This window comes from Flexivirga endophytica, from assembly GCF_014640635.1.
GTDB classification, from domain to species: Bacteria; Actinomycetota; Actinomycetes; order Actinomycetales; family Dermatophilaceae; genus Flexivirga; species Flexivirga endophytica.
This window is the reverse complement of the sequence record NZ_BMHI01000005.1, coordinates 435,140-457,729: the sequence shown is the minus strand read 5'-3', so window position 1 is coordinate 457,729 and position 22,590 is coordinate 435,140. Positions and strand designations below refer to the sequence as shown.

The 22,590-nt window shown below is 68.1% G+C and carries 21 protein-coding genes; 8 read left to right on the top strand and 13 right to left on the bottom strand.

Annotation, left to right across the window (positions count from 1 at the left end; genetic code table 11):
- Window positions 1–2 precede the first annotated feature (2 nt).
- Window positions 3–1,169: a M4 family metallopeptidase gene (locus tag IEX71_RS17445; protein ID WP_188838302.1), complete on the top strand. Its 1,167-nt coding sequence runs from the start codon at window positions 3–5 to the stop codon at window positions 1,167–1,169.
- Here IEX71_RS17445 and IEX71_RS17440 read toward each other — a convergent pair.
- The 9 genes from IEX71_RS17440 to IEX71_RS17400 all read right to left on the bottom strand — a co-directional run bounded on the left by IEX71_RS17440 (window position 1,159) and on the right by IEX71_RS17400 (window position 11,329).
- Window positions 1,159–1,905, bottom strand: a complete 747-nt coding sequence (locus IEX71_RS17440; protein WP_188838301.1) for a class I SAM-dependent methyltransferase — start codon at window positions 1,903–1,905, stop codon at window positions 1,159–1,161. The genes IEX71_RS17445 and IEX71_RS17440 overlap by 11 nt on opposite strands.
- Window positions 1,906–1,909: 4 nt before the next feature.
- Window positions 1,910–2,914 (bottom strand): GTPase Era, encoded by a 1,005-nt coding sequence (era, locus tag IEX71_RS17435; protein WP_188838300.1) that lies wholly within the window; start codon window positions 2,912–2,914, stop codon window positions 1,910–1,912.
- A complete protein-coding gene (locus tag IEX71_RS17430) occupies window positions 2,911–4,275 on the bottom strand; it encodes a hemolysin family protein (protein ID WP_188838299.1) in 1,365 nt (454 codons plus the stop codon). Before IEX71_RS17430 ends, era begins: the two co-directional genes overlap by 4 nt.
- A 5-nt stretch (window positions 4,276–4,280) precedes the next feature.
- The gene (gene ybeY, locus IEX71_RS17425) at window positions 4,281–4,778 is read right to left on the bottom strand and encodes an rRNA maturation RNase YbeY (protein ID WP_188838298.1); all 498 of its coding nucleotides are present in this window, start codon (window positions 4,776–4,778) and stop codon (window positions 4,281–4,283) included.
- The gene (locus IEX71_RS17420; RefSeq protein ID WP_188838297.1) at window positions 4,775–5,890 is read right to left on the bottom strand and encodes a PhoH family protein; all 1,116 of its coding nucleotides are present in this window, start codon (window positions 5,888–5,890) and stop codon (window positions 4,775–4,777) included. The genes ybeY and IEX71_RS17420 overlap by 4 nt, the downstream gene beginning before the upstream one ends.
- Window positions 5,891–6,213: 323 nt before the next feature.
- Window positions 6,214–6,669 carry a GNAT family N-acetyltransferase gene (locus tag IEX71_RS22865; RefSeq protein ID WP_373284660.1) on the bottom strand — a complete coding sequence of 152 codons (456 nt, stop codon included), beginning with the start codon at window positions 6,667–6,669 and terminating at the stop codon, window positions 6,214–6,216.
- A 726-nt stretch (window positions 6,670–7,395) separates the two neighbouring features.
- Entirely contained in the window at window positions 7,396–7,998 is a 603-nt protein-coding gene (locus tag IEX71_RS17410) for a GNAT family N-acetyltransferase (RefSeq protein ID WP_229749832.1), read from the bottom strand.
- Between the two features lie 216 nt (window positions 7,999–8,214).
- Window positions 8,215–9,666, bottom strand: a complete 1,452-nt coding sequence (locus tag IEX71_RS17405; RefSeq protein ID WP_188838294.1) for an HNH endonuclease signature motif containing protein — start codon at window positions 9,664–9,666, stop codon at window positions 8,215–8,217.
- A 265-nt stretch (window positions 9,667–9,931) separates the two neighbouring features.
- Complete coding sequence (locus IEX71_RS17400; protein WP_188838293.1) at window positions 9,932–11,329, bottom strand: MFS transporter; 1,398 nt, start codon at window positions 11,327–11,329, stop codon at window positions 9,932–9,934.
- A gap of 95 nt (window positions 11,330–11,424) precedes the next feature.
- On the opposite strand from IEX71_RS17400, the gene IEX71_RS17395 reads away from it, so the two are divergent.
- The gene (locus tag IEX71_RS17395) at window positions 11,425–12,189 is read left to right on the top strand and encodes an ArsR/SmtB family transcription factor (RefSeq protein WP_188838292.1); all 765 of its coding nucleotides are present in this window, start codon (window positions 11,425–11,427) and stop codon (window positions 12,187–12,189) included.
- Here IEX71_RS17395 and IEX71_RS17390 read toward each other — a convergent pair whose 3' ends face one another.
- The 3 genes from IEX71_RS17390 to hrcA are packed head-to-tail and all read right to left on the bottom strand — an operon-like array spanning window position 12,190 to window position 15,162.
- Window positions 12,190–12,927: a 16S rRNA (uracil(1498)-N(3))-methyltransferase gene (locus IEX71_RS17390; RefSeq protein WP_188838291.1), complete on the bottom strand. Its 738-nt coding sequence runs from the start codon at window positions 12,925–12,927 to the stop codon at window positions 12,190–12,192.
- A gap of 29 nt (window positions 12,928–12,956) precedes the next feature.
- Window positions 12,957–14,084 (bottom strand): molecular chaperone DnaJ, encoded by a 1,128-nt coding sequence (gene dnaJ / locus IEX71_RS17385; RefSeq protein ID WP_188838290.1) that lies wholly within the window; start codon window positions 14,082–14,084, stop codon window positions 12,957–12,959.
- Between the two features lie 49 nt (window positions 14,085–14,133).
- Window positions 14,134–15,162 (bottom strand): heat-inducible transcriptional repressor HrcA, encoded by a 1,029-nt coding sequence (gene hrcA, locus IEX71_RS17380; protein ID WP_188838289.1) that lies wholly within the window; start codon window positions 15,160–15,162, stop codon window positions 14,134–14,136.
- A 189-nt stretch (window positions 15,163–15,351) separates the two neighbouring features.
- Here hrcA and IEX71_RS17375 point away from each other — a divergent pair, with 189 nt between their 5' ends.
- From IEX71_RS17375 to nadC, 5 genes are all read left to right on the top strand, one after another.
- Window positions 15,352–16,230: a DUF3097 domain-containing protein gene (locus tag IEX71_RS17375; protein ID WP_229749831.1), complete on the top strand. Its 879-nt coding sequence runs from the start codon at window positions 15,352–15,354 to the stop codon at window positions 16,228–16,230.
- The gene (locus IEX71_RS17370) at window positions 16,227–17,129 is read left to right on the top strand and encodes an NUDIX hydrolase (RefSeq protein ID WP_188838287.1); all 903 of its coding nucleotides are present in this window, start codon (window positions 16,227–16,229) and stop codon (window positions 17,127–17,129) included. The genes IEX71_RS17375 and IEX71_RS17370 overlap by 4 nt, the downstream gene beginning before the upstream one ends.
- Window positions 17,130–17,408: 279 nt before the next feature.
- Window positions 17,409–18,395 carry a quinolinate synthase NadA gene (nadA, locus tag IEX71_RS17365; RefSeq protein ID WP_229749830.1) on the top strand — a complete coding sequence of 329 codons (987 nt, stop codon included), beginning with the start codon at window positions 17,409–17,411 and terminating at the stop codon, window positions 18,393–18,395.
- The gene (locus IEX71_RS17360; protein WP_188838285.1) at window positions 18,395–19,858 is read left to right on the top strand and encodes an L-aspartate oxidase; all 1,464 of its coding nucleotides are present in this window, start codon (window positions 18,395–18,397) and stop codon (window positions 19,856–19,858) included. Before nadA ends, IEX71_RS17360 begins: the two co-directional genes overlap by 1 nt.
- Window positions 19,855–20,748 carry a carboxylating nicotinate-nucleotide diphosphorylase gene (gene nadC, locus IEX71_RS17355; RefSeq protein WP_188838284.1) on the top strand — a complete coding sequence of 298 codons (894 nt, stop codon included), beginning with the start codon at window positions 19,855–19,857 and terminating at the stop codon, window positions 20,746–20,748. The genes IEX71_RS17360 and nadC overlap by 4 nt, the downstream gene beginning before the upstream one ends.
- Window positions 20,749–20,843: 95 nt before the next feature.
- On the opposite strand, the gene IEX71_RS17350 is transcribed toward nadC, so the two are convergent.
- A complete protein-coding gene (locus IEX71_RS17350) occupies window positions 20,844–21,377 on the bottom strand; it encodes a DinB family protein (RefSeq protein WP_188838283.1) in 534 nt (177 codons plus the stop codon).
- 86 nt (window positions 21,378–21,463) lie between these two features.
- Between IEX71_RS17350 and IEX71_RS17345 the strand changes: the two genes are divergently transcribed.
- Window positions 21,464–22,525, top strand: a complete 1,062-nt coding sequence (locus IEX71_RS17345) for an RNA polymerase subunit sigma-70 (protein ID WP_229749829.1) — start codon at window positions 21,464–21,466, stop codon at window positions 22,523–22,525.
- Window positions 22,526–22,590: the final 65 nt, after the last annotated feature.

Here is a 22,590-nt window from a genome sequence, read left to right as displayed (position 1 = left end):
ACATGAGTCGCCGTACCGCCTGTTGTCAGATCGTCCCGCCGCACCTGCTCCGCCGGCTCGCCGAGGCCGGTGAGCCCGACGCCGCGCGTGCCGCGCAGCACACCCTGGAGACCAGCCTGCGGCATGCCGGCCAACGGTCGGTGCGCACCGCACAGTCCTCCACCCGAGGGGGCAACGGTGCGGTGGGTCTGATCCCGCCGGAGCTGCGGGGCCGGGCCGAGCAGTCCGGCGACTACGAGCTGCCCGCGAACACCGTGCGACGACAAGCGGATTCGTCCGCGCCGTTCCGACCGGACCGCAGCATCTACGACGCCGGGCACACCACCGACCTGCCCGGCACGAAGCGCCGGGGCGAGGGCGACCCGGCCAGCGACGACGAGTCGGTCAACGAGGCCTATGACGGCCTCGGCGACACGTTCTCCCTGTATGCCGATGTTTACGACCGCAACTCCCTGGACGGCAACGGGCTGCCGCTGCTCGCGTCCGTGCACTACGACCGCAACTTCGACAACGCCTACTGGGACGGCGAGCAGATGGTCTTCGGCGACGGTGACGGCGTCTATTTCACGTCCTTCACCGACTCCGTCGACGTCATCGGCCACGAGCTGACCCACGGTGTCACCCAATACACCGCGGGCCTCACCTACGTCGGGCAGTCCGGCGCACTCAACGAGTCGGTCTCGGACTGCTTCGGCTCGATGGTCAAACAGCGCGTCAACGGCAAGACTGCGGCCGACGCCGACTGGCTGATCGGCGCGGGCCTCTTCACGCCGAAAGTGCATGGTGTGGCGCTGCGTTCGATGAAGGCACCGGGCACGGCATACGACGACCCGCACCTGGGCAAGGACCCGCAGCCGGCCACGATGGCCGCCTACCAGGACCTGCCGCACGACGAGGAGCACGACAACGGCGGAGTGCACATCAACTCCGGCATCCCCAACCGCGCGTTCTATCTGGCGGCAACCGCCGTCGGCGGCAACACCTGGGACGGCGCCGGTCGCATCTGGTATGACGTGCTGACCAACGCCGCTCTCCCGAAAGACGTTGATTTCAAAGGCTTTGCGGAGGCGACCATCAAGTCGGCGGGCACGATCTTCGGCGCCGGCACCAGTCAGGAGCAGGCTGTCCAGCAGGCGTGGATCGACGTGCAGGTGCTGACTACCGCCTGATGTCGGTCAGCCGCCGGATCGCGAAGTAGCGCTCGTCGATCTCCTCGATGCCGAAGTGCCCGATCGGCACCTCGCCGAGCACGAGCTCCTCGTCCAGTCCGAAGGCGTGGATCGTCGAGACGACCTCGCGCACCTGCTCGCCGTCGCGCAGCACCCGGAAGGTGTTGGTGATCTCGACCCGGCCGTCCGGCACCGGCTGCGCCTCGAACCACCGTTGGTATTCCATCCGTCCCATGGTCGAGGACGTCAGGAGCGACCGCTCCACGGGTTTGTCGGGCACGCCGCCGTAGGACCGGCTCAGCAGGATCGGCGCACCCGGCACCATGACCTGCGCCATCCGCTCCCAGAAGGCCTCACGCGCCCGCCCGCCGAGGAAATAGATCACGTTGAACAGCAGTGCGCCGCCGCACTGGTCCGGCAGCCAGGCGTCCAGGATCGACTCTGGCAGCACCGTGGTGCGGCTTCGGATGTCGTCGCGTTCAGCGATGCGCAGCATCTGCAGCGAGCGGGTCAACGGCTCCGGCTCGACCGAGATGACCTCGGTCGACGGGAAGCGCTCGGCCAGCGTGATCGTCGTCAGCCCACTGCCCGACCCGATGTCGATGAGGGGCAGCTCGGACAGGAAACCTGCCTCGTCCCAGGGGATCCCGTGCACATAGTCGCGCTCCGGATCGACCGGGAGGCGCAACACTTCACCGAACTCCGCCCAGGCCAGACTCTCCCGATCACGCGCCATGACGTCAGAAACCGAGCTTGGACAGCTGGTTGGGGTCACGCTGCCAGTCCTTGGCGATCTTGACGTGCAGGTCGAGGAAGACCTTCTGCCCGAGCAGTTCCTCGATCGCCTGGCGGGACCGGGTGCCGACGTCCCGCAGCCGCGAGCCGCCGCGGCCGATGATGATGGCCTTCTGGCTGGACCGCTCGACGAAGATGTTGACCCGCACGTCCATCAGCGGACGGTCGACCGGGCGATCGGCGCGGGGGGTCATCTCCTCGACGACGACCGCGATGCTGTGCGGCAACTCGTCACGCACGCCCTCCAGGGCTGCTTCGCGCACGAGCTCGGCGACCATCACGTCGTCCGGCTCATCGGTGAGCACGCCGTCCGGGTAGAGCTTGGGCGACTCGGGCAGGTACTTCATCAGCACCCCCAGGACGGTCTCGACCTGCTCGCCGCTGGTGGCCGAGCACGGCACGATCTCCTGCCAGTCTCCCAGCTGATCGATGGCCAGCAGGTGCTGGGCGAGCCGGTCGCGGTCGACGGTGTCGGACTTGGTCGCGAGGGCGACCACGGGGCGCTTGCGGCCACGGCGCAACTCGGCGAGCTCCGCTGCGATGAACTGGTCACCCGGGCCGATCCGCTGGTCGCACGGGAGACAGAAGCCGATCACGTCGACATCCATCAGGGTCTCCCGCACCACATCGTTGAGCCGCTGACCGAGCAGGGTGCGCGGCTTGTGCAGGCCCGGGGTGTCCACCAGGATCAGCTGCGCGTCGTCCGTGGTCGCGATGCCGCGGATCGTGTGCCGCGTCGTCTGCGGTTTGCTCGACGTGATCGCGACCTTCTGGCCGATGAGGGCATTGGTCAGCGTCGACTTGCCGGCGTTCGGCCGGCCGACGAGACAGGCGAACCCGGCGCGATAAGGCTTGTTCTCCGGTGGCGTTGCAGGTCGCAGGCTCCCGGCACCGTCACCGGATCTCAAGCCTTCCGAGCCGGTGTTTGATGAACTTCCGTAGCTACTCATTGCAGTACATCCTTTGCCGACTTCCGACCATCGTGCTGTATGGCGTCCGGTTGCCCCGCATCCGCCCCTGTTTCGGACCGGACCCCGACGTGGTCCGGCTCGTCCTCGATCGGCTGCACGCGATCGGCGACCACGCTGGCGATCTGGTGCCGGCGACCGGCCAGCCGCTCGGCCGTCAGCTGCAGACCGGCCACCTGCGCGGTGGCACCGGGGATCGGCACACGTCCGACGAGTTTGGCGAGCAGTCCACCGACCGTCTCGACGTCGTCCTCCTCGATGGTGACGTCGAAGTAATCGGCAAGGTCGTCCACCGACATACGGGCAGGAACGCGGACTGTGCCGTCCGGCAACTCCTCGGGCCCCGGTGTGACCCGGTCGAACTCGTCGTCGATCTCGCCGACGACCTCCTCGATGATGTCCTCGAGGGTGACCAGCCCGGCAGTGCCGCCGTATTCGTCTATGACGATCGCGAAGTGCCGGCGGTCCAGTTGCATCTCGCGCAGCAGGTCGTCGGCCGGCTTGCTGTCCGGCACGAACGTCACGTCGCGCATCGCCGCGGTGACCGGCTGATCGAGCAACTCGTCGCGCCGGAAGACCCGCGCAGCGACATCCTTGAAGTAGAGCACGCCGTCGATGGCGTCGGGGCTGCCACCGGCGACGGGGATCCGGGAGAAACCGGAGCGCATGAACAACCGCATCGCCTGGCCGAGCGTCTTGCTGGAGTCGATGGTGATCATGTCCGGGCGCGGCACCATCAGCTCGCGGACCACGGTCTCGTCGAGATCGAAGACCGACTGGATCATCTTGCGCTCGTCGTCCTCGATCAGCTCCGAATCCGTTGCCAGATCGACGTATTCGCGTAGCTCCTCCTCCGTGTCGAAGGGGCCGTCGCGATAACCGTGGCCGGGTGTGACGGCGTTGCCGACAGCGACCAGCGCACGGGCGATCGGTCCGAGGATGCGGTGCAGCCACAGGACGATCGGCGCCGTGCCCAGCGCCACCGAGATGGCGTGCTGGCGTCCCAGCGTGCGGGGTGACACACCGACCAGGACGAAGGAGATGACGGCCATCGCGGCGATCGCGACCAGCAGGGCGACCCAGAAGTTGTCGACCGCCTCGCGTACCGCGAGGGTGACCAGCACCGCAGCAGTGGCCTCGGCGGCGACGCGCAGAAAGGTGAGGACCATCGCGACGGAGGAGGTGTCCTCGACCAACCGGTCGAGCGCGTCCGCGCCGCGTCGGTGCTGCTCGACCAGGTCGCCGGCGGTATGTCGCCCGATCCGGCTGAGGGCAGCGTCGATCGCGGCGAAGCCGAAGCCCAGGACGACCGAGGCCAGTGCCGCAAGGAGCAGGGGGATCATCGGTCTCACTCGCCGGTCGGCGGGATGATGCGCACGTCCTCACCCTGCCGCTCGCGGCCGGCCAGGAAGGTGAGCAACAGGGTGCGCTGCAGCGAGAACATCTCGCGGCGTTCGTCGGGCTCGGCGTGGTCGAAGCCCAGTAGGTGCAGCAGTCCGTGGACCGTCAGCAACAGCAACTCCTCGGCCGTCGTGTGCCCGGCGTCGGCGGCCTGCTTGGCGGCGACCGTCGGACACAGCACGATGTCACCGAGGACGCCCTCCACGGGATCCTCGCCGGTCCGTCCGGGCCGCAACTCGTCCATCGGGAAGCTCATCACGTCGGTCGGGCCGGGCAGGTCCATCCACTGCTTGTGCAGGACCTCCATGGCGGACTCGTCGATGATGCCGATGTAGAGCTCGACCTCGGGGTGCACGTTGAGCTCCCGCAGCACGTGCGCTGCGCATTCGTGCAACTCCGGCAGATCGACCTCGAAGTCGGTCTCGTTGAGCAGGTCGATGCTCATCGGCTCCCCCGGTCGGCCCGCACGACGTTCGCCGGCCGTGCGGAGGCTGCTCCACGTGCGTCGAACTCGCCGTACGCCTCGACGATCGCACTGACCAGCCGGTGCCGCACGACGTCCTGTGCCGTGAGCCGGGAGAAGTGGATGCCCTCGACATCGCCGAGGACGTCCTGCACGACCCGCAGGCCGGATTGGGTGCCGCCAGGGAGGTCGATCTGGGTGACGTCTCCGGTCACGACCATTTTGGAGCCGAAACCGAGGCGGGTCAGGAACATCTTCATCTGCTCGGCCGAGGTGTTCTGGGCTTCGTCGAGGATGATGAAGGAGTCATTGAGCGTGCGGCCACGCATGAACGCCAACGGCGCGACCTCGATGGTGCCGGCCGCCATCAGCCGCGGGATCGAGTCGGGGTCGATCATGTCGTGCAACGCGTCATACAGCGGTCGCAGGTAGGGGTCGATCTTGTCGTTGAGCGTGCCGGGCAGGAAGCCGAGCCGCTCGCCGGCCTCGACCGCGGGGCGGGTCAGGATGATCCGGTTGACCTGCTTCGCCTGCAATGCGGCGACCGCCTTGGCCATTGCCAGGTAGGTCTTGCCGGTGCCGGCGGGGCCGATGCCGAACACAATGGTGTGGTCGTCGATGGCGTCGACGTATTCCTTCTGGCCCAACGTCTTCGGGCGGATGGTGCGGCCACGGCTGCTGACGATGTTCATGGTCAGCACGTCGGCCGGACGCTCACGGGTGCGGCCTCGCAGCATGCCGATCGACCGCTCGACAGCGTCGCGGTTGAGCGGCTGGCCCGCGTCGATCACGGTCAGCAACTCGTCGAGCAGGTCCTCGACCAACGCCATGTCTGCCGGCGCACCGGCGAGATGGAAGACGTTGCCGCGCACGTGGATCGTGAGCTTCGGAAAGGCGCGCTCCACGGTGCGCAACAACTCGTCGCGCGGCCCGAGCAGCGTCACCATCGACACGTCCGGTGGGATCTCGACGGTGTGCTCGGCGTGCACGTCGCCCGGCGCGCCGGGATCGGTGGCCTTGTCGTTGCCGGCGTGTTTGCCGTGGGCCGACCGCTTCAGCGCTCCGGGCTGTGGATCATGATCGTCACTTGTCATCGTGCGCCCATTCTACGGGCGCGGCACGACACACTCGAATCGTTTCCGTTCTCGTTCGGTAGGTGAGTGCGGAGCATCGGCTGTCGGTTCGAGAGCACCGCTGCACGACGCCAACTGGAGGTCGATGCAACTCCAGGCGCTCGTGATCCGTCCAGACGGCGAGCAATAGTGGTTTCGTAAGACGCCCCGGTCCCGGTGACGACGTCCGGACATCCTCTACGGGACGTTGGTCGCGTTCTCGCGGCCGGATCGTGTTGCGACCGACCGCTCGCCGTTCGGGGTTCGCATGTGGAACGTCTATTGGGACAGGGCAGGGTGACTCTTCAGAGTCTGATCACGAACCGTTGCGCACGTCCGTCGTCCAACACCTTCTCGAGAGTTCCGCCGCACCGTTCGATGGTCCTGATCGATGCCACGTTGTCGGACAGGCAAACCAACGCAATTGACTGTCGACCCGCGTCGCGAGCGAGGTCCACTACTTGTGCCAATGCCCAAGACGCAACACCGCGACCGCGCGCCGATGGACGGACTCCATAACCAACGTGGCCATGTCGCGCAGCCCGGGGATCGTCGGGAGCGCGGAGTGCGATTCCTCCGAGCACAACTCCATCCTCGACGATCCACCACAGGTCGCCCGGACCCTGGCGGAGTTTGCTGATCCAGGCGGCGAACCCAACCTCGCTGTCGACACGGTCGTCTTCGCCAATGCCGAACCCGTCTTCGTGAAGACCTGGACCCCATTCGCGGTGCGCTGCGATCCAGGCGTCGTAGCGGTCCACGGACGGATGAACGAGGCTGAGCACCCGATCCAGATTAGTGGTAAGCGATCTTGTTGGTGCGGCGATCGGGCCGCCGTAGGTGCATCGTGATTCGTTATGGCACGCGCCGTTTGACGATCGGCTAGCGGCGAGTCGATTCCACTGCTACCGCCATCGCCGACCGAAGTAGTGCCCCATCCGCGCGCAGTGTCGGCATTCCGTGTCAGCAGACAGGGGCTCTGCAACGATGGCAGACATGGCGTGGTGCGATGTCTGCGATCTTGAACGTTCGATGTGTGTGCATGGCCTGCACGATCACCAGATCGCGCGCGAGCAAGCAGCTCCGGTTCGAGTCTCGCCGAGAGGCATGGCCCACTTTGACGGATGCCCACACAAGGGCGACGATCCCAACTATGACCTGTGGGGACAGGTAAACGAGAAGGGCGCTTGGCAACGGCTCGGCAATGGTGAGTCGATCAGGGTGGTCGACGCGACGGGGCATGAGCTCGTAGCGACTTCACGATGCTCCGACTGCGTGGACCACGGACCTTGGTAGGAACAGCAGGACAACCGGCAATTTCCATAGCGGCAGAGCGCCAGTCCGTAACGTACCCGGGGCCGACGTTTGCGCCCGCAGATGTACACGCCACTCCAGCTGCCCGTCGCGCGGTGTTGGATCCCACCCGCAAGGGGATCGATATCCCGAACGTCGCCCCATAGGTCTTCAATGTAGCGCGGCGTCGGGGGTCACAGCCGCGACAGGAGCGTCCGGCATGGTTCGACGCCACGAAGCTGGATGTTGTCGCGGCGTTGGGTTGCCCACGTGTCTCGGGCCAGTCGCCAGCGGTTCATCAGCGCAGGCTTACCGTGTCGTGTCGCCCACTCCACTCCGTTCGGCTCGTAACCGAGGCCGCGAGAAATAGCGTTGGAGCCGTGAATGTCGACAAATGCCTCACTGCTGGCTTCGGTCGCGGCGAGCCCGTCGAAAGCCAAGTGTAAGGCGGCAGAACGCATTTCGTGACCGATCCCGCGCCGTCGGTGGTCCGCCGACACCCACGAGAAAGTCGTGACGGTCCCGAAGGTCGTGAAGTTCACGCCGATGACGTCTTGCATCCCGATCGGTTCGTCATCGGCTACGACGACGAAGAACAGCCGCCACGATTGCGCATTGAGCACGCCTCGCCCGCGCCAGATCGCTTGCAACCACTTGGCCACCCGCAAGTCCGGGTCGGCCTCGTAGAACGACATCGGATCGTCATAAGGTGCGGGGTCAGCCGATGCCTTGCCCGCACGTACGACGTCAGAGAGTTCGTCCAACATTTCGTCGGTCGCAGCACGCAACTGCAGCATCGGAGTCTCGACACTCAGCTCAAGGAAGGGATACCTCGTCATCGCGTCCGTCCTGCCGCCGTAAGAAGTTGCCGAGCAACCTCGATCCAACCCGGACCAGCCATCTCACGCACGCGAATTACGCCGCCCAGAGAGCGAGGCTTCCAGTTGAGGTCATGTAGCTAGGCAGGCAGCTTCACGTCGACGACAGAGCCGGTTCAGGTGTCCGCAATGGGTTCAGGCTGCTGCGGTTTGGTGGCCGGGCATCAGGCCGGGTGTGAGGTCCCATTCAACGCGGTCGGGTTGTATGTCGGCGGTGTAGCCCTTGCGGTGCACGGTCTGATGGTGTCGGCCGCACAGCATGGCCGAGTTGGTGAGGGAGGTTTCGCCGCCGGCCCACCACGGCCGGACATGGTGCACTTCGCAGAAACCCGGTGGCCGGTCACAACCGGGGAAGCTGCACCCACCATCGCGCAGGATCACCGCGGCCCGGATCGCTTTGGTGGCCAGGCGTTCCCGCCGGCCCACATCCAACGGGGCGCTGGGTCCGCCGAGCACGGCCGGGATCAGGTCCGCGGTGCAGGCGAACCTTCGTGCCGCACCCGCGTCGACCGTGTCACCGGTCGAGGTGGACGCCGCACCCACACCCTTGGTGAGGGTCTCCAGCCCCATCGTCAACAGCACTGTCGCCGCACTGGACTGGGTGCCTTCCCCGGTCGCGGCCCGGGCACCCGCACCAACCAAATCCAGCAGCGCGTCCAGGCGTCGCTTGCCCGGAGACCGCTCATCCCGCACCTTCTCGTCCCGCGGTTCCTCGTCCTGCACCTTCTCGTCACCGGCTTGCCCGGTCGTGTCGCCGAGGCCGAATGCCGCACCCGACCCGTGACCGCCACCGGCAGCCCGGGCTGCGCTGGCAGCGTCGTGGGTCTGCTCGTCGGCCGTGTTCCGAGTGTTGTCAGCGGGTTTCGCGGGGCTGGGTGCGGACTTGGCGTTGATCGCGTCTTTGAGGATCGCCGCGTTCGCCGGCGACAACTCCGCCACCAGGCGGGTCATCCCGGTCGGAGTGGTGGACCAGGTCAACGACTCGGTCCGCTCCAACTTCTCATCGCCCTGGGAGAGTTTGTCCGGGTCGAACCGGGCGAAGATCTGCCGCGTCAACTGCGTCAACCCCGCACACCCGAGGGCCGGGTCCAGTTGTAGGTACCACCCCAGGATCTCCTCACGGTCGGCGGTGGGGATGACGGGGGCGACCTTGTCCGCCTGGGTCAACGCAGTCCGTGCGGACTCCACCGAACACGAACCGTCCCGCAACGCGGCGGTGATGACAGTGTTCTTCCGGTCCCGGCACGCATCCGCCACCGACGCCATCGCCCGCACCGTCCGCGGTTCCACCGGCACGTCACGCACATGAGCGCCCAACCACTGCGCCGTCGTCGCGGCGTCGGAGCCGACCAGGACGCCACGAGTCACCGCGTCCGAGGCCACCAGGGTCACCACTTGCGCGGACCGGCCCAGCAACCGCAAAAGCGTTGTCACCAGCTCGGCTTCCTGGTCCTGGCCCAGTTGGTGCACGGCGCCGAGGACCTCGTCCAACACCTGCTCCGCGGCCTGCAGGAACGCGAGCACTTCCGGTCCCCGTCCCGGTTCCGCGACCGGGGCACCATCCACCACGGGTTGATCATTGGTCATGGCGTGAATTCCCTTCCCCTGTAAGCGTTTCCGCTACCTACAGGATACCGAGAAGAGGCGCTAATGGCTAGGGTTTCTTCGAACGTATTTCGGTATTCCGCACAGCCGAAGACGAGCTGATCCGACTACGACGGTCACCTCAGAGAACGTTTGTCGGTGAACTTCGACAAGACGACGCGCCATCGAGACGGCAACAACCGATGCATGAGCGACCCGTGCTCCTCTGCCACGCAAAGCACAGAAGTAGCTGCACGTGCGCTTGAGGTCAGCGACGCGGCGTACCTGCCGCTGTCAGCCCGCCGACGACCCAGATCCCAGCACCCACGACGAAGCACCACGCCATCCGAGCGGTCGAGGAGCCCACCGCGACCGGTCCTGCGATGGCGCCGAACAACGCCACCCCGAACGACGTGCCCGTCTGCCTGGCCGCGTTGTTCAGACCACCCACCAGCCCGCTGTATGACGGCGCTGCCGCCACCGCCGTGGCGACCAGCGGCATCACCAGCATCCCGAGTGCCGTTCCCGCGAGCAGCATCCCGGGGACAAGGGGCGGCAGCGCGTGCGGGGAGCGCCATACGGCGACGGCGAGCGCGACCTGTCCGACCACACCGACCGCGAACCCACCGCGGATCAGCCGATGCGGGGACACCCGCACCATCCAGCGCCGCCCGATCAACGGCACGAGCGTCAGCGGCGCGAACATCGGCAGCGTCGCGAGCCCCGCCGCAAGGGCGCCACGGCCCTGCAGCACCTGGAAGAGGAACGCGAGCACCAGCAGCGAGCCGTTGCCCACGAGGTTCATCCCGAGCGACCCCGCACACGACCGCACCAGCGCCGCGTTCCGCCACATTTCGCGCGGCACCATCGGCGCCCGAGCCCGACGCTGTCCGGCGACGAAGGCGAGCAGGGCCAGGAGGGCAGCACCGATGAGTACCAGGCCGATCGGCGTGAGTCCGGCACGTCCCACCTCGATCAGACCGGCGATGGCCGAGGCGAGGCAGACGATCGAGGTCACGGCACCGAACCGGTCGAGCGGACGCTCCTTCCGCTCGCCGGTCGGGAGGGCTCGCGCGCCGACGACCGCCGCGAGCACCACGGGCAGGTTGATCAGGAAGATCAGCCGCCAGCCACCCAGCCCGATCAGCGCCCCGCCGACCAGCGGACCGATGGCCACTGCCGATCCCGAAACCCCGGACCAGATCGCGATCGCGCGCGCCCGCCCCTCCGCGTCGTCCCAGATCGCGGCGATCAGCGAGAGACTGGCCGGCAACATCGCCGCAGCCCCGAATCCTTGCACCACTCGGCCGATCACCAGCATTGGCAATGTGATTGCCGCCGCACATCCGATCGAGCCGACACCGAACGCCAGGAGCCCGGCCGCGAACGAGCGACGTGCACCCCACCTGTCCGAGATCGTCCCCGCGGTCAGCAACAGCGCAGCGAGCGGCACCGTGTAGCTGTCAACGACCGCTTGCGCGCCGGCGGTGCCGCCGCTGAGCCCGCGCTCGATGCTCGGCAGCGCGACGTTGACGATGGACACATCCAGCAACACCAGGAACATCGCCGCACACAGGACCACCAGCCCGCGACGACTGCCGCGCTCATGCCGGGCAATCGTCGCGGGTGCGCCGTGCGACCGGGTTGACGTGCTGTGGTTCGCCATACGACGAGAATGCGACCGGGAACCTTCGGCGCTCCCCGAAACGTCACCCGACGGTTCGGTGGCGACCGAAACGTCCGGCGCGCAGAATTGCGGGTATGGCCGACAAACAGCCCCGCGACGTCTCGGACGTCGCCGCGCTCTTCGCCGATCGCGCTCGTGCACGGATGATCGGAGCACTCATCGACGGGCGACGCCTACCAGCGTCGCGTCTGGCGTCCGAGGCAGGCGTCAGCGCGGCGACCGCGAGCGGGCACCTGCGACGGATGCTGGACGGCGGCATCGTCCGGGTGGAGGTCAGTGGCCGGCACCGCTTCTACTATCTCGCCGACCGGCAGGTGGCGGCCGCCTACGAGGCGATGAGCGCGATGAGTCCGTTGCCCCCTATCACCTCACTGCGAGAAGGCACCCGGATGGCGCGACTGCGCACCGCGCGCACCTGCTACGACCACTTCGCGGGCCGGCTCGGCGTCGCCATCACCGCTGCCCTCATCGACTCCGGAGTGCTGCTCCCCCGGGATTCGCACGCCGACACGCGTCGCCGTCACGGTGACCGGTTGTCCGCTCCGGTCGCAGCAGGGCACTTCACCATCGGCCCGCGTGCTGCCGACGAATTGCGTTCGTGGGGAGTCGATCTGGTCTCCGTCGAGGGACTCAGTCGACCGACGTTGCGGTTCTGCCTGGACTGGACCGAGCAGCAGGAACACCTTGCCGGCGCGCTCGGCGCGGCGATCCTGACCGCTGCGCGCGAGCGCGAATGGGTCTGCGACGGACCGCGCCCGCGCGAGCTCGCACTCACCGAGGCAGGCACCGATGGTTTCGCCCGGCTGGCGCCCACGATCTCAGAGCAGTTGGCCGGCTGACTACCAGCGGGCGCGGGCCAGCAGGACCGCGAGCGCGGTCGGGCCGGCGTTGGATGCACGCAGCACCGTCGGACCGAGGCGTATGGCGCGACCGCCGACCGCCTCGAACGCGCCCAGTTCGTCAGGGCTGATCCCGCCCTCAGGGCCGACCACGACGACGACTTCGCCTGCGGGGATGTCGAATTCGCCGACCGACGCCTCCGCATCCTCATGGAGTATGACGACTGCGTCCGCCTCCTGGAGGCGTGCCGGCGCGGTCCGGCTGGTCACCAGCGGCTCGATGCCCGGCACCGTCGCACGACGGGACTGCTTGCTCGCGGCGAGCGTCAGAGCCTCCCACTTGCGGTGTGCCTTGCCCGCCTTGTCCCCGCGCCACTGCACGATGCTCCGGTCGGCCTGCCACGGGATGACCGCGTCGACGCCGAGCTCGGTGGCGGCCTCGACCGCCTGCTCGTCCCGGCCGCCTTTGGCGAGCGCTTGCATCAACACGAAACGGGTTGTCGGCTGGTTGGATTCGCGAAGCGAGACGATCTGGACCGCCATCCGGTCACGAGCCGCGGCGACGATCTCTCCCTCGGCGACCCGACCGGAGCCATCGGCGACCTGGACGGTCTCACCAACCTCCAGCCGGCTGACCACGACGGCATGTCTCGCTTCGTCACCGGTCACCGTGACGGTGTCGCCCGGACCGGACCCGTCGAGCGCTCCGGCCGCGGCGAAGAACAGGCGCGCGGTCATGAAGGCAGTGAATCAGACATGAGCCGGCGTCACTTGGGCTGGAAGGCGTCTCGCAGCTTTCCGAAGAGGCCCTTCTCGACGCGGCCGAAGCGCGCCTCGGGCCGCTCCTCGCCGCGCTCCTTGGCCAGCAGCCGGAGCAACTCCTCCTGCTGCGGGTCCAGCTTGGTGGGCACTCGGACGTTGGCGTGCACCAGCAGGTCACCGCGCACCTGCGAGCGCAGGTGCGTCACCCCGAGCCCGCGGAGCGTGATGACGTCGCCTGGCTGGGTGCCCTGCGGGATCGCGACGTCCCGCTCGCCGTCGAACGTTTCGAGCGGCAGTGCCGTGCCGAGTGCCGCGGCGGTCATCGGCAACTCGACCGAGCAGTGCAGGTCGTCGCCGCGGCGCTGGAAGGTGGCGTGCTTGCGAACCCGCACCTCGACGTAGAGGTCGCCGGCCGGGCCGCCACCGGCGCCGACCTCGCCCTCGCCGGTCAGCTGGATGCGCGTGCCGGTGTCGACGCCCGCCGGGACCTTGACGGTGATCGTGCGACGGTCGCGCACGCGACCCTCACCGGAGCAGTTGAAGCACGGGTCGTCGATGACCTCGCCGAACCCGCGGCAGGCCTGGCAGGGACGCGTGGTCATCACCTGGCCGAGGAAGGACCGCTGCACCTCCTGCACCTGGCCGGTGCCGTGGCAGATGTCGCACGTGTGCTTGCCGGTGCCCGGCCGTGCGCCGTCCCCGTGACACACCGAGCAGGCCACCGCGGTGTCGAAGGTCAGCTCCTCCGCGCCACCGAAAACGGCTGTGCCCAGGTCGATCTCAACCGCGATGAGCGCGTCCTGACCCCGCTGTGTGCGCGAGCGGGGTCCGCCCTGGGCTGCACCCGCACCGCCGAAGAACGCATCCATGATGTCGGAGAACGAGAAGCCCTGGCCGTAGCCGGCACCGCCGCCGGCGGTGGCGTAGGGATCGCTGCCCATGTCGTAGGCACGCCGCTTCTCGGCATCACCCAGGACGTCATACGCCTGGGCGACCTTCTTGAACTGGTCGGATGCCTCCTCGGACGGGTTGACGTCCGGGTGCAGTCTGCGCGCCAGCTTGCGGTAGGCACGCTTGATCTCTTCCGGGCTCGCGTTCTGCGCGACGCCCAGGTCGCCGTAGTAGTCGTTCACGAAGTTCCTTCGAGCGTCGCCGCTGTCATCGGGGTCTGGTTGGACGTGATCACTGGTCGAGGATGTCGGCGACATAGCGTGCCACTGCACGCACCGCCGCCATGGTCGAGGGGTAATCCATGCGGGTCGGACCGAGCACACCCAGGCTCGCATAGCTGCCCGCGTCGTATGCCGTGCTCACGACGGACGTTCCGGCGAGCCCGCTGATGGAGTTTTCGGTGCCGATCCGGACGGCGACACCGTCGGTCGGATCACCACCCTGCTGGGTCAACAACCGGAGCAGCACCATGTGTTCCTCGAGCGCGTCGAGCAACGGCCCGAGGGACAGCGCGAAGTCGGTGGATCGCACCAGGTTGGCGGTGCCACCGAGGACCACCCGGTCCTCGCGTTCCTCGGCGAACGCCGCCGCGACGGCGTCGACGACCACCGGGCGGGCGTCCGGCGCCTGGCCGGCCATCTGTGCCGACCACTCGCGCAGCGCATTGGCCGCGACCGCACGACGCAGGCCGACGCTCTTCTCGTTGAGGCCGGCACGCAACTGCTGGATCAGCTCGTCGGCTTCTGCCTCGGTCATCGACCGGTCGAGCTCGATGATGCGCTGGTCCACCTGGCCGGTCGACAGGATCACCACGAGGGTGAGCCGCTCGGCCGAGCGTGGCACCAGCTCGACATGGCGCACCAGCGCGGCGTTGAGCGACGGATATTGCACGACCGCCGCCTGTCCGGTCAGCGTCGACAGCAACCGGACCGTGCGGGATATCACGTCGTCGAGGTCCACCGACCGGACCAGGAACGTCTCGATGGCGTTGCGCTCGGCGCGGGAGAGCGGCTTGATCTGGCTGAGCTTGTCGACATACAGCCGGTATCCGGCGTCAGTGGGGATGCGGCCGGCGGACGTGTGCGGGGCCGCGATCAGGCCCTCGTCCTCGAGGGCCGCCATGTCGTTGCGGACCGTCGCGGCACTGACGCCTAGCTGGTGTCGCTCGAGCAGCGCCTTGGAACCAACCGGCTCCGAGGTCGACACGTAGTCCTGCACGATCGCGCGCAGCACCTGCAGCCTGCGATCGTCGCCGCTCATCGTTCCTTCGCTCCCTGCGCTGGTTGGCACTCCGGTATGTCGAGTGCCAAGTCTACTTGCCGCATGCAACTGGACCGAATCGCCGACGCGCCGTGGGCCGCCTCATCGGCGTCCGCGACGGCCGACACTCGCTCCGCATCGGGTCGGTCTTCCCCGCGCTCCCCGTCCCTGCTGGATACCCTTCCGGACGTGACCGACAGATATGGCACCGATGTCCTCTCCGGCGATTGGCGCAAGCCACCGCGTGGCCGCTCGGAGCAGGTTCCGGCCGAGACCGGCCTGGTCGTCGAGGAAGTGCAGACCGGCTGGTGCGGCGCGGTCATCTCGGTCGAGAAATCGGGCGGGATGCGCGTGGTGCACCTGGAGGACCGGCACGGGCGAAGCCGGGCCTTCCCGATGGGTCCAGGTTTCCTGATCGACGGCAAACCGGTGGAGCTGGTGGCTGCCACCTCTGCATCGGACACCGCGGCGTTGCGGTCGGCCCGGACCGCGGCCTCCCGCACGGCCAGCGGCTCCCGCGCCGTCGCCGACGCACCCGCCCGCGTCGCGCGCGGGTCGCGCATCTTCGTCGAGGGCAAGCACGATGCCGAACTCGTCGAGAAGGTCTGGGGTTCGGACCTGCGCATCGAGGGCGTCGTGGTGGAGATGCTGAACGGCGTCGACGACCTCCGGTCGGTCATCCGCGAGTTCGCGCCGACACCGCAGCGGCGGATGGGCGTGCTGGTGGACCACCTCGTCCCTGGCACCAAGGAAGCGCGGATCGTGGCCGACGCCCTCGCCATACCCGAGGCGCGCCAGGACGTGCTCGTGCTCGGTCACCCGTATGTCGACGTCTGGCAGTCAGTGCGTCCCGAGCGGCTCGGCTGGACGAAGTGGCCGGTCATCCCGCGTGGCACGTCCTGGAAGCACGGCATCCTCGCGGCGCTCGACTGGCCGCACGACACGCAGGCCGATGTCGCGATGGGCTGGAAGCGGATCCTCGGCACCGTGCGCAGCTACACCGATCTGCAGCCCGAGCTGCTGGGCCGGGTAGAAGAGCTCATCGACTTCGTCACGGCTGCCGGATGAGCGACGTCGGGCTGAGCGCCGAGCTGGTCGCCGTGGTGCTCGCGGTCGACGACGGGCACCCATGGGTACTGGCCGCGGGAGAACCCCCGGCTCTGCCTGCGGGGCCGCTGCGCGTCGAGGAGGAGTCCTTGCAGGCAGGCGTGCGCGAGTTCGCCCGCGAACACAGCGGATTCGATCTCGGGTATGTCGAGCAGCTCTACACCTTCGCCGACCTCGGCCGCTCCAGTGACGACCGGCGGATGGTGTCGATCTCCTACCTCGGACTGACCCGTGCCCAGATCGCGGGCAGTGTTCGACCGACCGACTGGTCGGCGCTCTACGACCTCCTGCCGTGGGAGGACCGGAGGCACCTCGACGCCTCCGGCGCCGACCGGCTCGGCGAGGAGATCGAACGCGCCCTGCGTCGATGGTCGATCGGCTCCGAGGAGCGTCTCGATCGATGCCGCTTCCTCTTCGCGTATGACGAACGGCCGTGGCGTCCCGACCTGGCGCTGCAGCGTTACGAGCTGCTCTGGGAAGCACGCCTGGTGGCCGAATCCCCCTCTGCCGGAAGCATTTCCGCGCTCACGGCCGGTCCGATGCTGCACGATCACCGCCGCATCCTGGCGACCGGTCTGTCCCGAATCCGGGCCAAGCTGCAGTACCGCCCGGTGATCTTCGAGCTGATGCCCGAGACGTTCACCCTGCTGGCACTGCAGGAGACGGTCGAGGCCATCGCCGGTCAGCACGTGCACAAGCAGAACTTCCGCCGCGCGGTGGAGGTGCAGCACGAGCTGGTCGAACCCACCGGCGAGGTCTCGCACGAGACCGGCGGCCGCCCCGCGAAGCTGTACCGCTTCCGCGGCTCGGTGCGCGAAGAACGCGCCCAGGTCGGCACCAAGCTCCCGTTGCCGAGATAGGCCCCTGCTCCGACTCATCGCCGTGGTTGACCGTCGTACCGAAGCCTCCGCAGCGTCAGCCGGCGGCCGAGTGAGTACTCCGCCCACTCGCCGAGCGGATACCCGTTGATCGAGAGGACAGGCAATTTCGCGGTCAGAGGGGCAGAATCACCTATCCACTCAGCAATCGCCTGTCCTCTCGGCACAAGGGGTGCTCGACTGACGCCGCGGACGACTGCTCTGTTATGCTCAGTTTCAGCATTTACTCAAGATGAGCATTAACCGTTTGAGGAGTCGATGGTGAGCATCAGCGAATTGCAGTCCTACGACCACGCGGCGGCATACGAGACCGTGCGGCACGTGATCCCCGAGGTCGAGTGGGCGATGTATGCCGACGACATCGAGGCGATCCAGCGCCTCAAGGTCGAGCACGATGCCGTGATCCTGGCGCACAACTACATGACACCCGAGGTGTTCCACGGCGTCGCCGACATCAAGGGCGACTCGCTAGCGCTGGCCCGCGAGGCCGAGAAGGTCGACGCCGGCACGATCGTGCTCGCCGGTGTGCACTTCATGGCCGAGACCGCCAAGCTGCTCAACCCGAGCAAACGGGTGCTGCTGCCCGACCTGCGCTCCGGCTGCTCGTTGGCGGAAAGCATCACGCCCGAAGACATCGCGCAACTGCGCAAAGACCACCCGGGAGCTCCGGTCGTCACCTACGTCAACACTTCCGCGGCTGTGAAGGCGGCGAGCGACATCTGCTGCACCTCGGGCAACGCGGTCAAGATCATCACGTCGCTCGGTGTCGACAAAGTGATCATGATCCCCGACCAGTACCTCGCCAAGAACATCGCCGCGCTGACCGGCGTCGAGGTCGTCACCCACCCGGGAGCCTGCGAGGTCCACGAGCGCTTCACCCCGCTGGACATCGTGCAGATCCGCCAGGGCCACCCTGGGGTCACCGTGCTCGCGCACCCCGAGTGCCCGCCGGAGGTCGTCGCCGAAGCCGACTTCGCCGGCTCGACCGCGGACATGCAGCGGTATGTCGAGGATGAGCAGCCGGCCAGTGTCGCACTCATCACCGAGTGCTCGATGAGCGACAACATCGCCGCGCAACACCCCGACCTTGAGTTCGTGCGCCCGTGCAACCTGTGCCCGCACATGAAGCGAAACACGTTGGGCGCCATACGAAAAGCCCTCGAGACCGGTGGCCCCGAGATCGAAGTCGACCCGTCCGTCGCCGCCCCCGCCCGCCGCGCCATCGACCGGATGCTAGAGGTGCACTGATGAAGGAAAGCCCCATCGTCATCGTCGGGTCCGGACTCGCCGGACTCACGTGCGCCTGGGCCGCGACCGAGCCATGTGTGCTGGTGACCGCGGAGTCGCTCACGTCCGGCGCCGCGAGCATGTGGGCGCAGGGTGGCGTCGCAGCCGCCCTTGCGCCGAACGACTCGACGCAGGACCACGCCGACGACACCTGGCGTGCCGGGGCGCTCGCGGGTGACCGCGCGGTCATCGACCGGATCACCGGTGTCGCGCCCGAGATCGTCCGGCTGCTGACCGAGCTCGACGTGCCGTTCGACCGTGCCGCCGACGGCAGCCTCGACCTGGCGCTCGAAGGGGGTCACCGGCGGCCGCGCGTGGCGCACGCCGGCGATCACAGTGGCGCCGCCATCACCGCCTGTATGGCGTCCGCCGTCCTGCACTCTCCCACTGTCGACGTGCGCGAAAACCAATCGCTCGTCGAGATTCTCGCCGATGATCACGGCGCGGTCCGGGGCGTGCTGGTGCGACGCACGGACGGCACGACCGAGACGATCGAGACGTCCCGCGTCGTGCTGGCGACCGGCGGCCTCGGTGGCCTCTGGGGGCACACCACCAACCCGACGACCGCGTTGGGCCAAGGCGTCGCGCTCGCTGCCCGGATCGGTGCGCGCACCGACGACCTGCACCTCGTGCAGTTCCACCCCACTGCGCTCGATGTGCCGCGTGATCCGTTGCCGTTGCTGACCGAGGCACTGCGAGGAGCCGGCGCGAAGCTGCTGGCGGACGGCAGCCGGTTCGTCGAGGAGCTGCAGCCCCGTGACGTCGTGGCTGCCGCGGTGTGGGAGCAACTGGGCGCCGGCCGCAAGGTCCGCCTCGACGCACGCGAGATCCCTGATGTAACAAGCCGATTCCCGGCTGTCGCGGCCATTGCCGAAGGCTGCGGTCTCGATCTCGCGACCGACCTGCTGCCGGTCCGGCCCGCTCTGCACTACTCCATGGGCGGCCTCACCGTCGACCAGCACAGCCGCACCTCGGTGCCGGGCCTGTGGGCGATCGGCGAGGTCTCCCGCACCGGCCTGCACGGCGCCAACCGACTCGCGTCCAATTCGTTGCTCGAAGCCGTCGTGACCGGCCGCGCTGCGGCGCAGGACGCGTGCGGCCCGCTCCCCGGGGCGTGGGCAGAGAACCTGCCGCAGGTCGACCCTGCAACGGTGCTCCCCCGCAACGACATTGCGACGCTGTCGGTGCAGGACGTGCGGGCCCTGCTCAGCAGCGCGTGCGGAGTGCTGCGCGACGGTGCGACCCTGGAACGTGCCGTCGAGAGGTTGGCCCCCCACACCGGTGAAGACGTCCCGTATGTCGCCTGGCTGATCGCCCGGTCCGCCCTGGCACACCCGCACAGCATCGGCGCCCACCGCCGCACCGACGACGTGCACGCCCGGAACACCGACCGCACCGAGACACATCAAGGAGCGACAGCATGACCACGACCCGAACCATCTCCCCCGGCCTGGAGCGCGTCGTCCGCACTGCGCTTACCGAGGACCTCGGCCTCGGCGGTGACCTCACCACTCGGTTGACCGTGCCGGGCGACGCGGCGGGAACGGCATACATCGTCAGCCGTGAGGAGGGAGTGCTCTCCGGTGACGAGGCCGCAACCGCCACGTTCACCGCCGTCGACCCGACCCTGCAGATCGACTGGGCCAAGCAGGCGGGTGACAAACTCGCGACCGGCGACCTCGTCGCGACGATCAGCGGATCGGCCCGGTCCGTGCTGACGGCTGAGCGCACCGCCCTCAACCTGCTGGGTCACCTGACCGGGATCGCCTCGCGCACCAGCATTTTCGTCGATCTCGTCGACGGCACCAAGGCACGCATCGTCGACACCCGGAAGACGACCCCGGGTCTGCGGGAGCTGGAGAAGCAGGCGGTGCTCGACGGCGGCGGGACCAACCACCGATTCGGCCTGTATGACGCAGTGCTCGTCAAGGACAACCACATCGGGCTCGGTGGCGGACTGCTTCCGGTCCTGGATCGCCTCGCGGCGGGCGGCGGTCATCTCGTGCGGGTCGAGATCGAGGTGGACACGATCGAGCAGCTCGACACGGTGCTGGCGTTCGACGCAGAGCGCATCTCCGAGGGGCTCGCCCCGGTCGTCCACGCGGTGTTGCTGGACAACATGGAGGCGTGGCAGGTCGCCACCGGCGTCTCGCACATCCGTCGCCACCCGGCACCCCTGGTCGCAGAGGTGTCCGGTGGCGTGAACGAAGAGACAGTGCAGGAGCTGGCACGCGCGGGCGCCGACGCGATCTCGGTCGGCGCGATCACCCACAGCGTCACCTGTCACGACTTCGGCCTCGACCTGCAGGCCTGAGCTCCCACGTGTGACGGCTTCTTCGCCGACTGACGACCCAATCTGACCGTCATTCGGCGAAGAAGCCGTCATTCGGCAGGGTGGGGACCGTCCGTTTACCGCGGGCCGAGTCCGGTGCGACCGTCGAGGAGTTCGCGCGCGACGTCCAGATGGCCGGCGTGCCGGGCGGTCTCCTCGATCATGTGCAGCACGATGGTTCGCACACTGGTCGCGAGCTCGACGTGCTCTGGCGCGACCGGGCCGCACGGTGCGGCATCCAGCGGGACCGACGCGAGCACCTCGTCCGACTTCCTGCACTGGGCACGGTATGCCTCCAGCACCTCGGCGATCGGTTCGTCGGTCCGGAACCCCGTCCCCGAACCCATGTCATCCGGCGCGTCGTCCGGCTCGTCCTGCTCTTCGTCTTCGGGCAGCTCACCGGCCAGCACGATCTCGAACCAGTACATCTCGGCGCCACCGAGATGCCAGATCAGCCCGATCGGTGACCACCCGGACGGCACCACCGGCGTCCGCAGCGCGGCCTCGTCCAGGCCCTCCACGATCGCGAGCACTGCTGCGCGCTGCTCCTGCAGGTATGCCGTCAGCGTCGCCTTCTCGACGTCCGCACCGACCTCGACCGTTGTGTTCATGGTTCAGCTCCTTCTGCGGGCCGACTGCCCGACCGTTCGTGTTCCGACAGGAGTGAGACGTCGCGTTCGCGGCATACTCATCGGCTGTGAGCGAAACTTCTTCCGGTGAGCCCTCGGTGGTGTCGTCACCCGACCCCGACGACGACGTGCTGCTGGCCGGCCGGGGCGACCGCGCGGCATACGACCGCCTCGTGCGACCGCTGCTCCCCGAGCTCCGTGCGCACTGCTACCGGATGCTGGCCGCCTCCCACGACGCCGACGACGCGCTGCAGGACGCGCTGGTCAAGGCCTGGCGACGGCTCGGCGACTTCGAGGGACGCAGCACGCTGCGGACCTGGCTCTACACCGTGGCCACGCGATCGTGCATCGACCTCGCTCGCGCGCGTGGGCGACGCGCGATGCCCGTCGATCTCGGACCGGCAAGCGCCCGGTCAGTCGTCAACGACGCACCGAGTGGCGAGATCGCCTGGTTGGGTCCGTACGCCGGAGACCTGCCTCACGGCACTGCCTCTCCCGCGGCGCGTTACGAGCAGCGGGAGGCGGTCGAACTCGCCTTCGTCGCGGCACTGCAACATCTGCCGGGCAATCAGCGTGCTGCCCTGCTGCTCTTCGACGTCCTCGGCTTCCCCGCCGAGGAGATCGCGACGATGATGCGCACCACGACGGCGTCGGTCAACAGCGCGCTGCAGCGCGCGCGTGCGCGGGTCGCTCGGCGCGTGCCGGACCCGTCGCAGCAGGCCACCGCGCGTGAGATCGGCGACGACGAGCTGCGCGCTGTCGTCGAACGGTTCACCACGGCGCTCGAGCGTCGCGACACCGACGCGCTGGTCGACCTGGTGACCGAGGACGTCACGTGGGCGATGCCACCGATGCCGCACTGGTATGCCGGGCTGGCGTCGGTCGGCGACTTCGCGGCGCAGGTGCCGATGGGCAACTGTGGAAGCTGGCGGACCCTTCCGACGAGCGTCAACGCGCAGCCGGCGGTTGCGTGTTATCTGTGCCCGGACGGCGCACCGGCGCACGGGGCCTGGGCCATCACCGTCCTGACTCTGCGCGACACCCGCATCTCGGGCATCACGTCCTTCCTCGGTGCCGAGCACTTCACCGCACTCGGCCTGCCGGGCGAGTTGCCACCCCTCGCCGAATGACGGCTCCCTCGCCGAGTGACGGTCGGATACGGCCGTCACTCGGCGAGAAAGCCGTCATTCGGCAT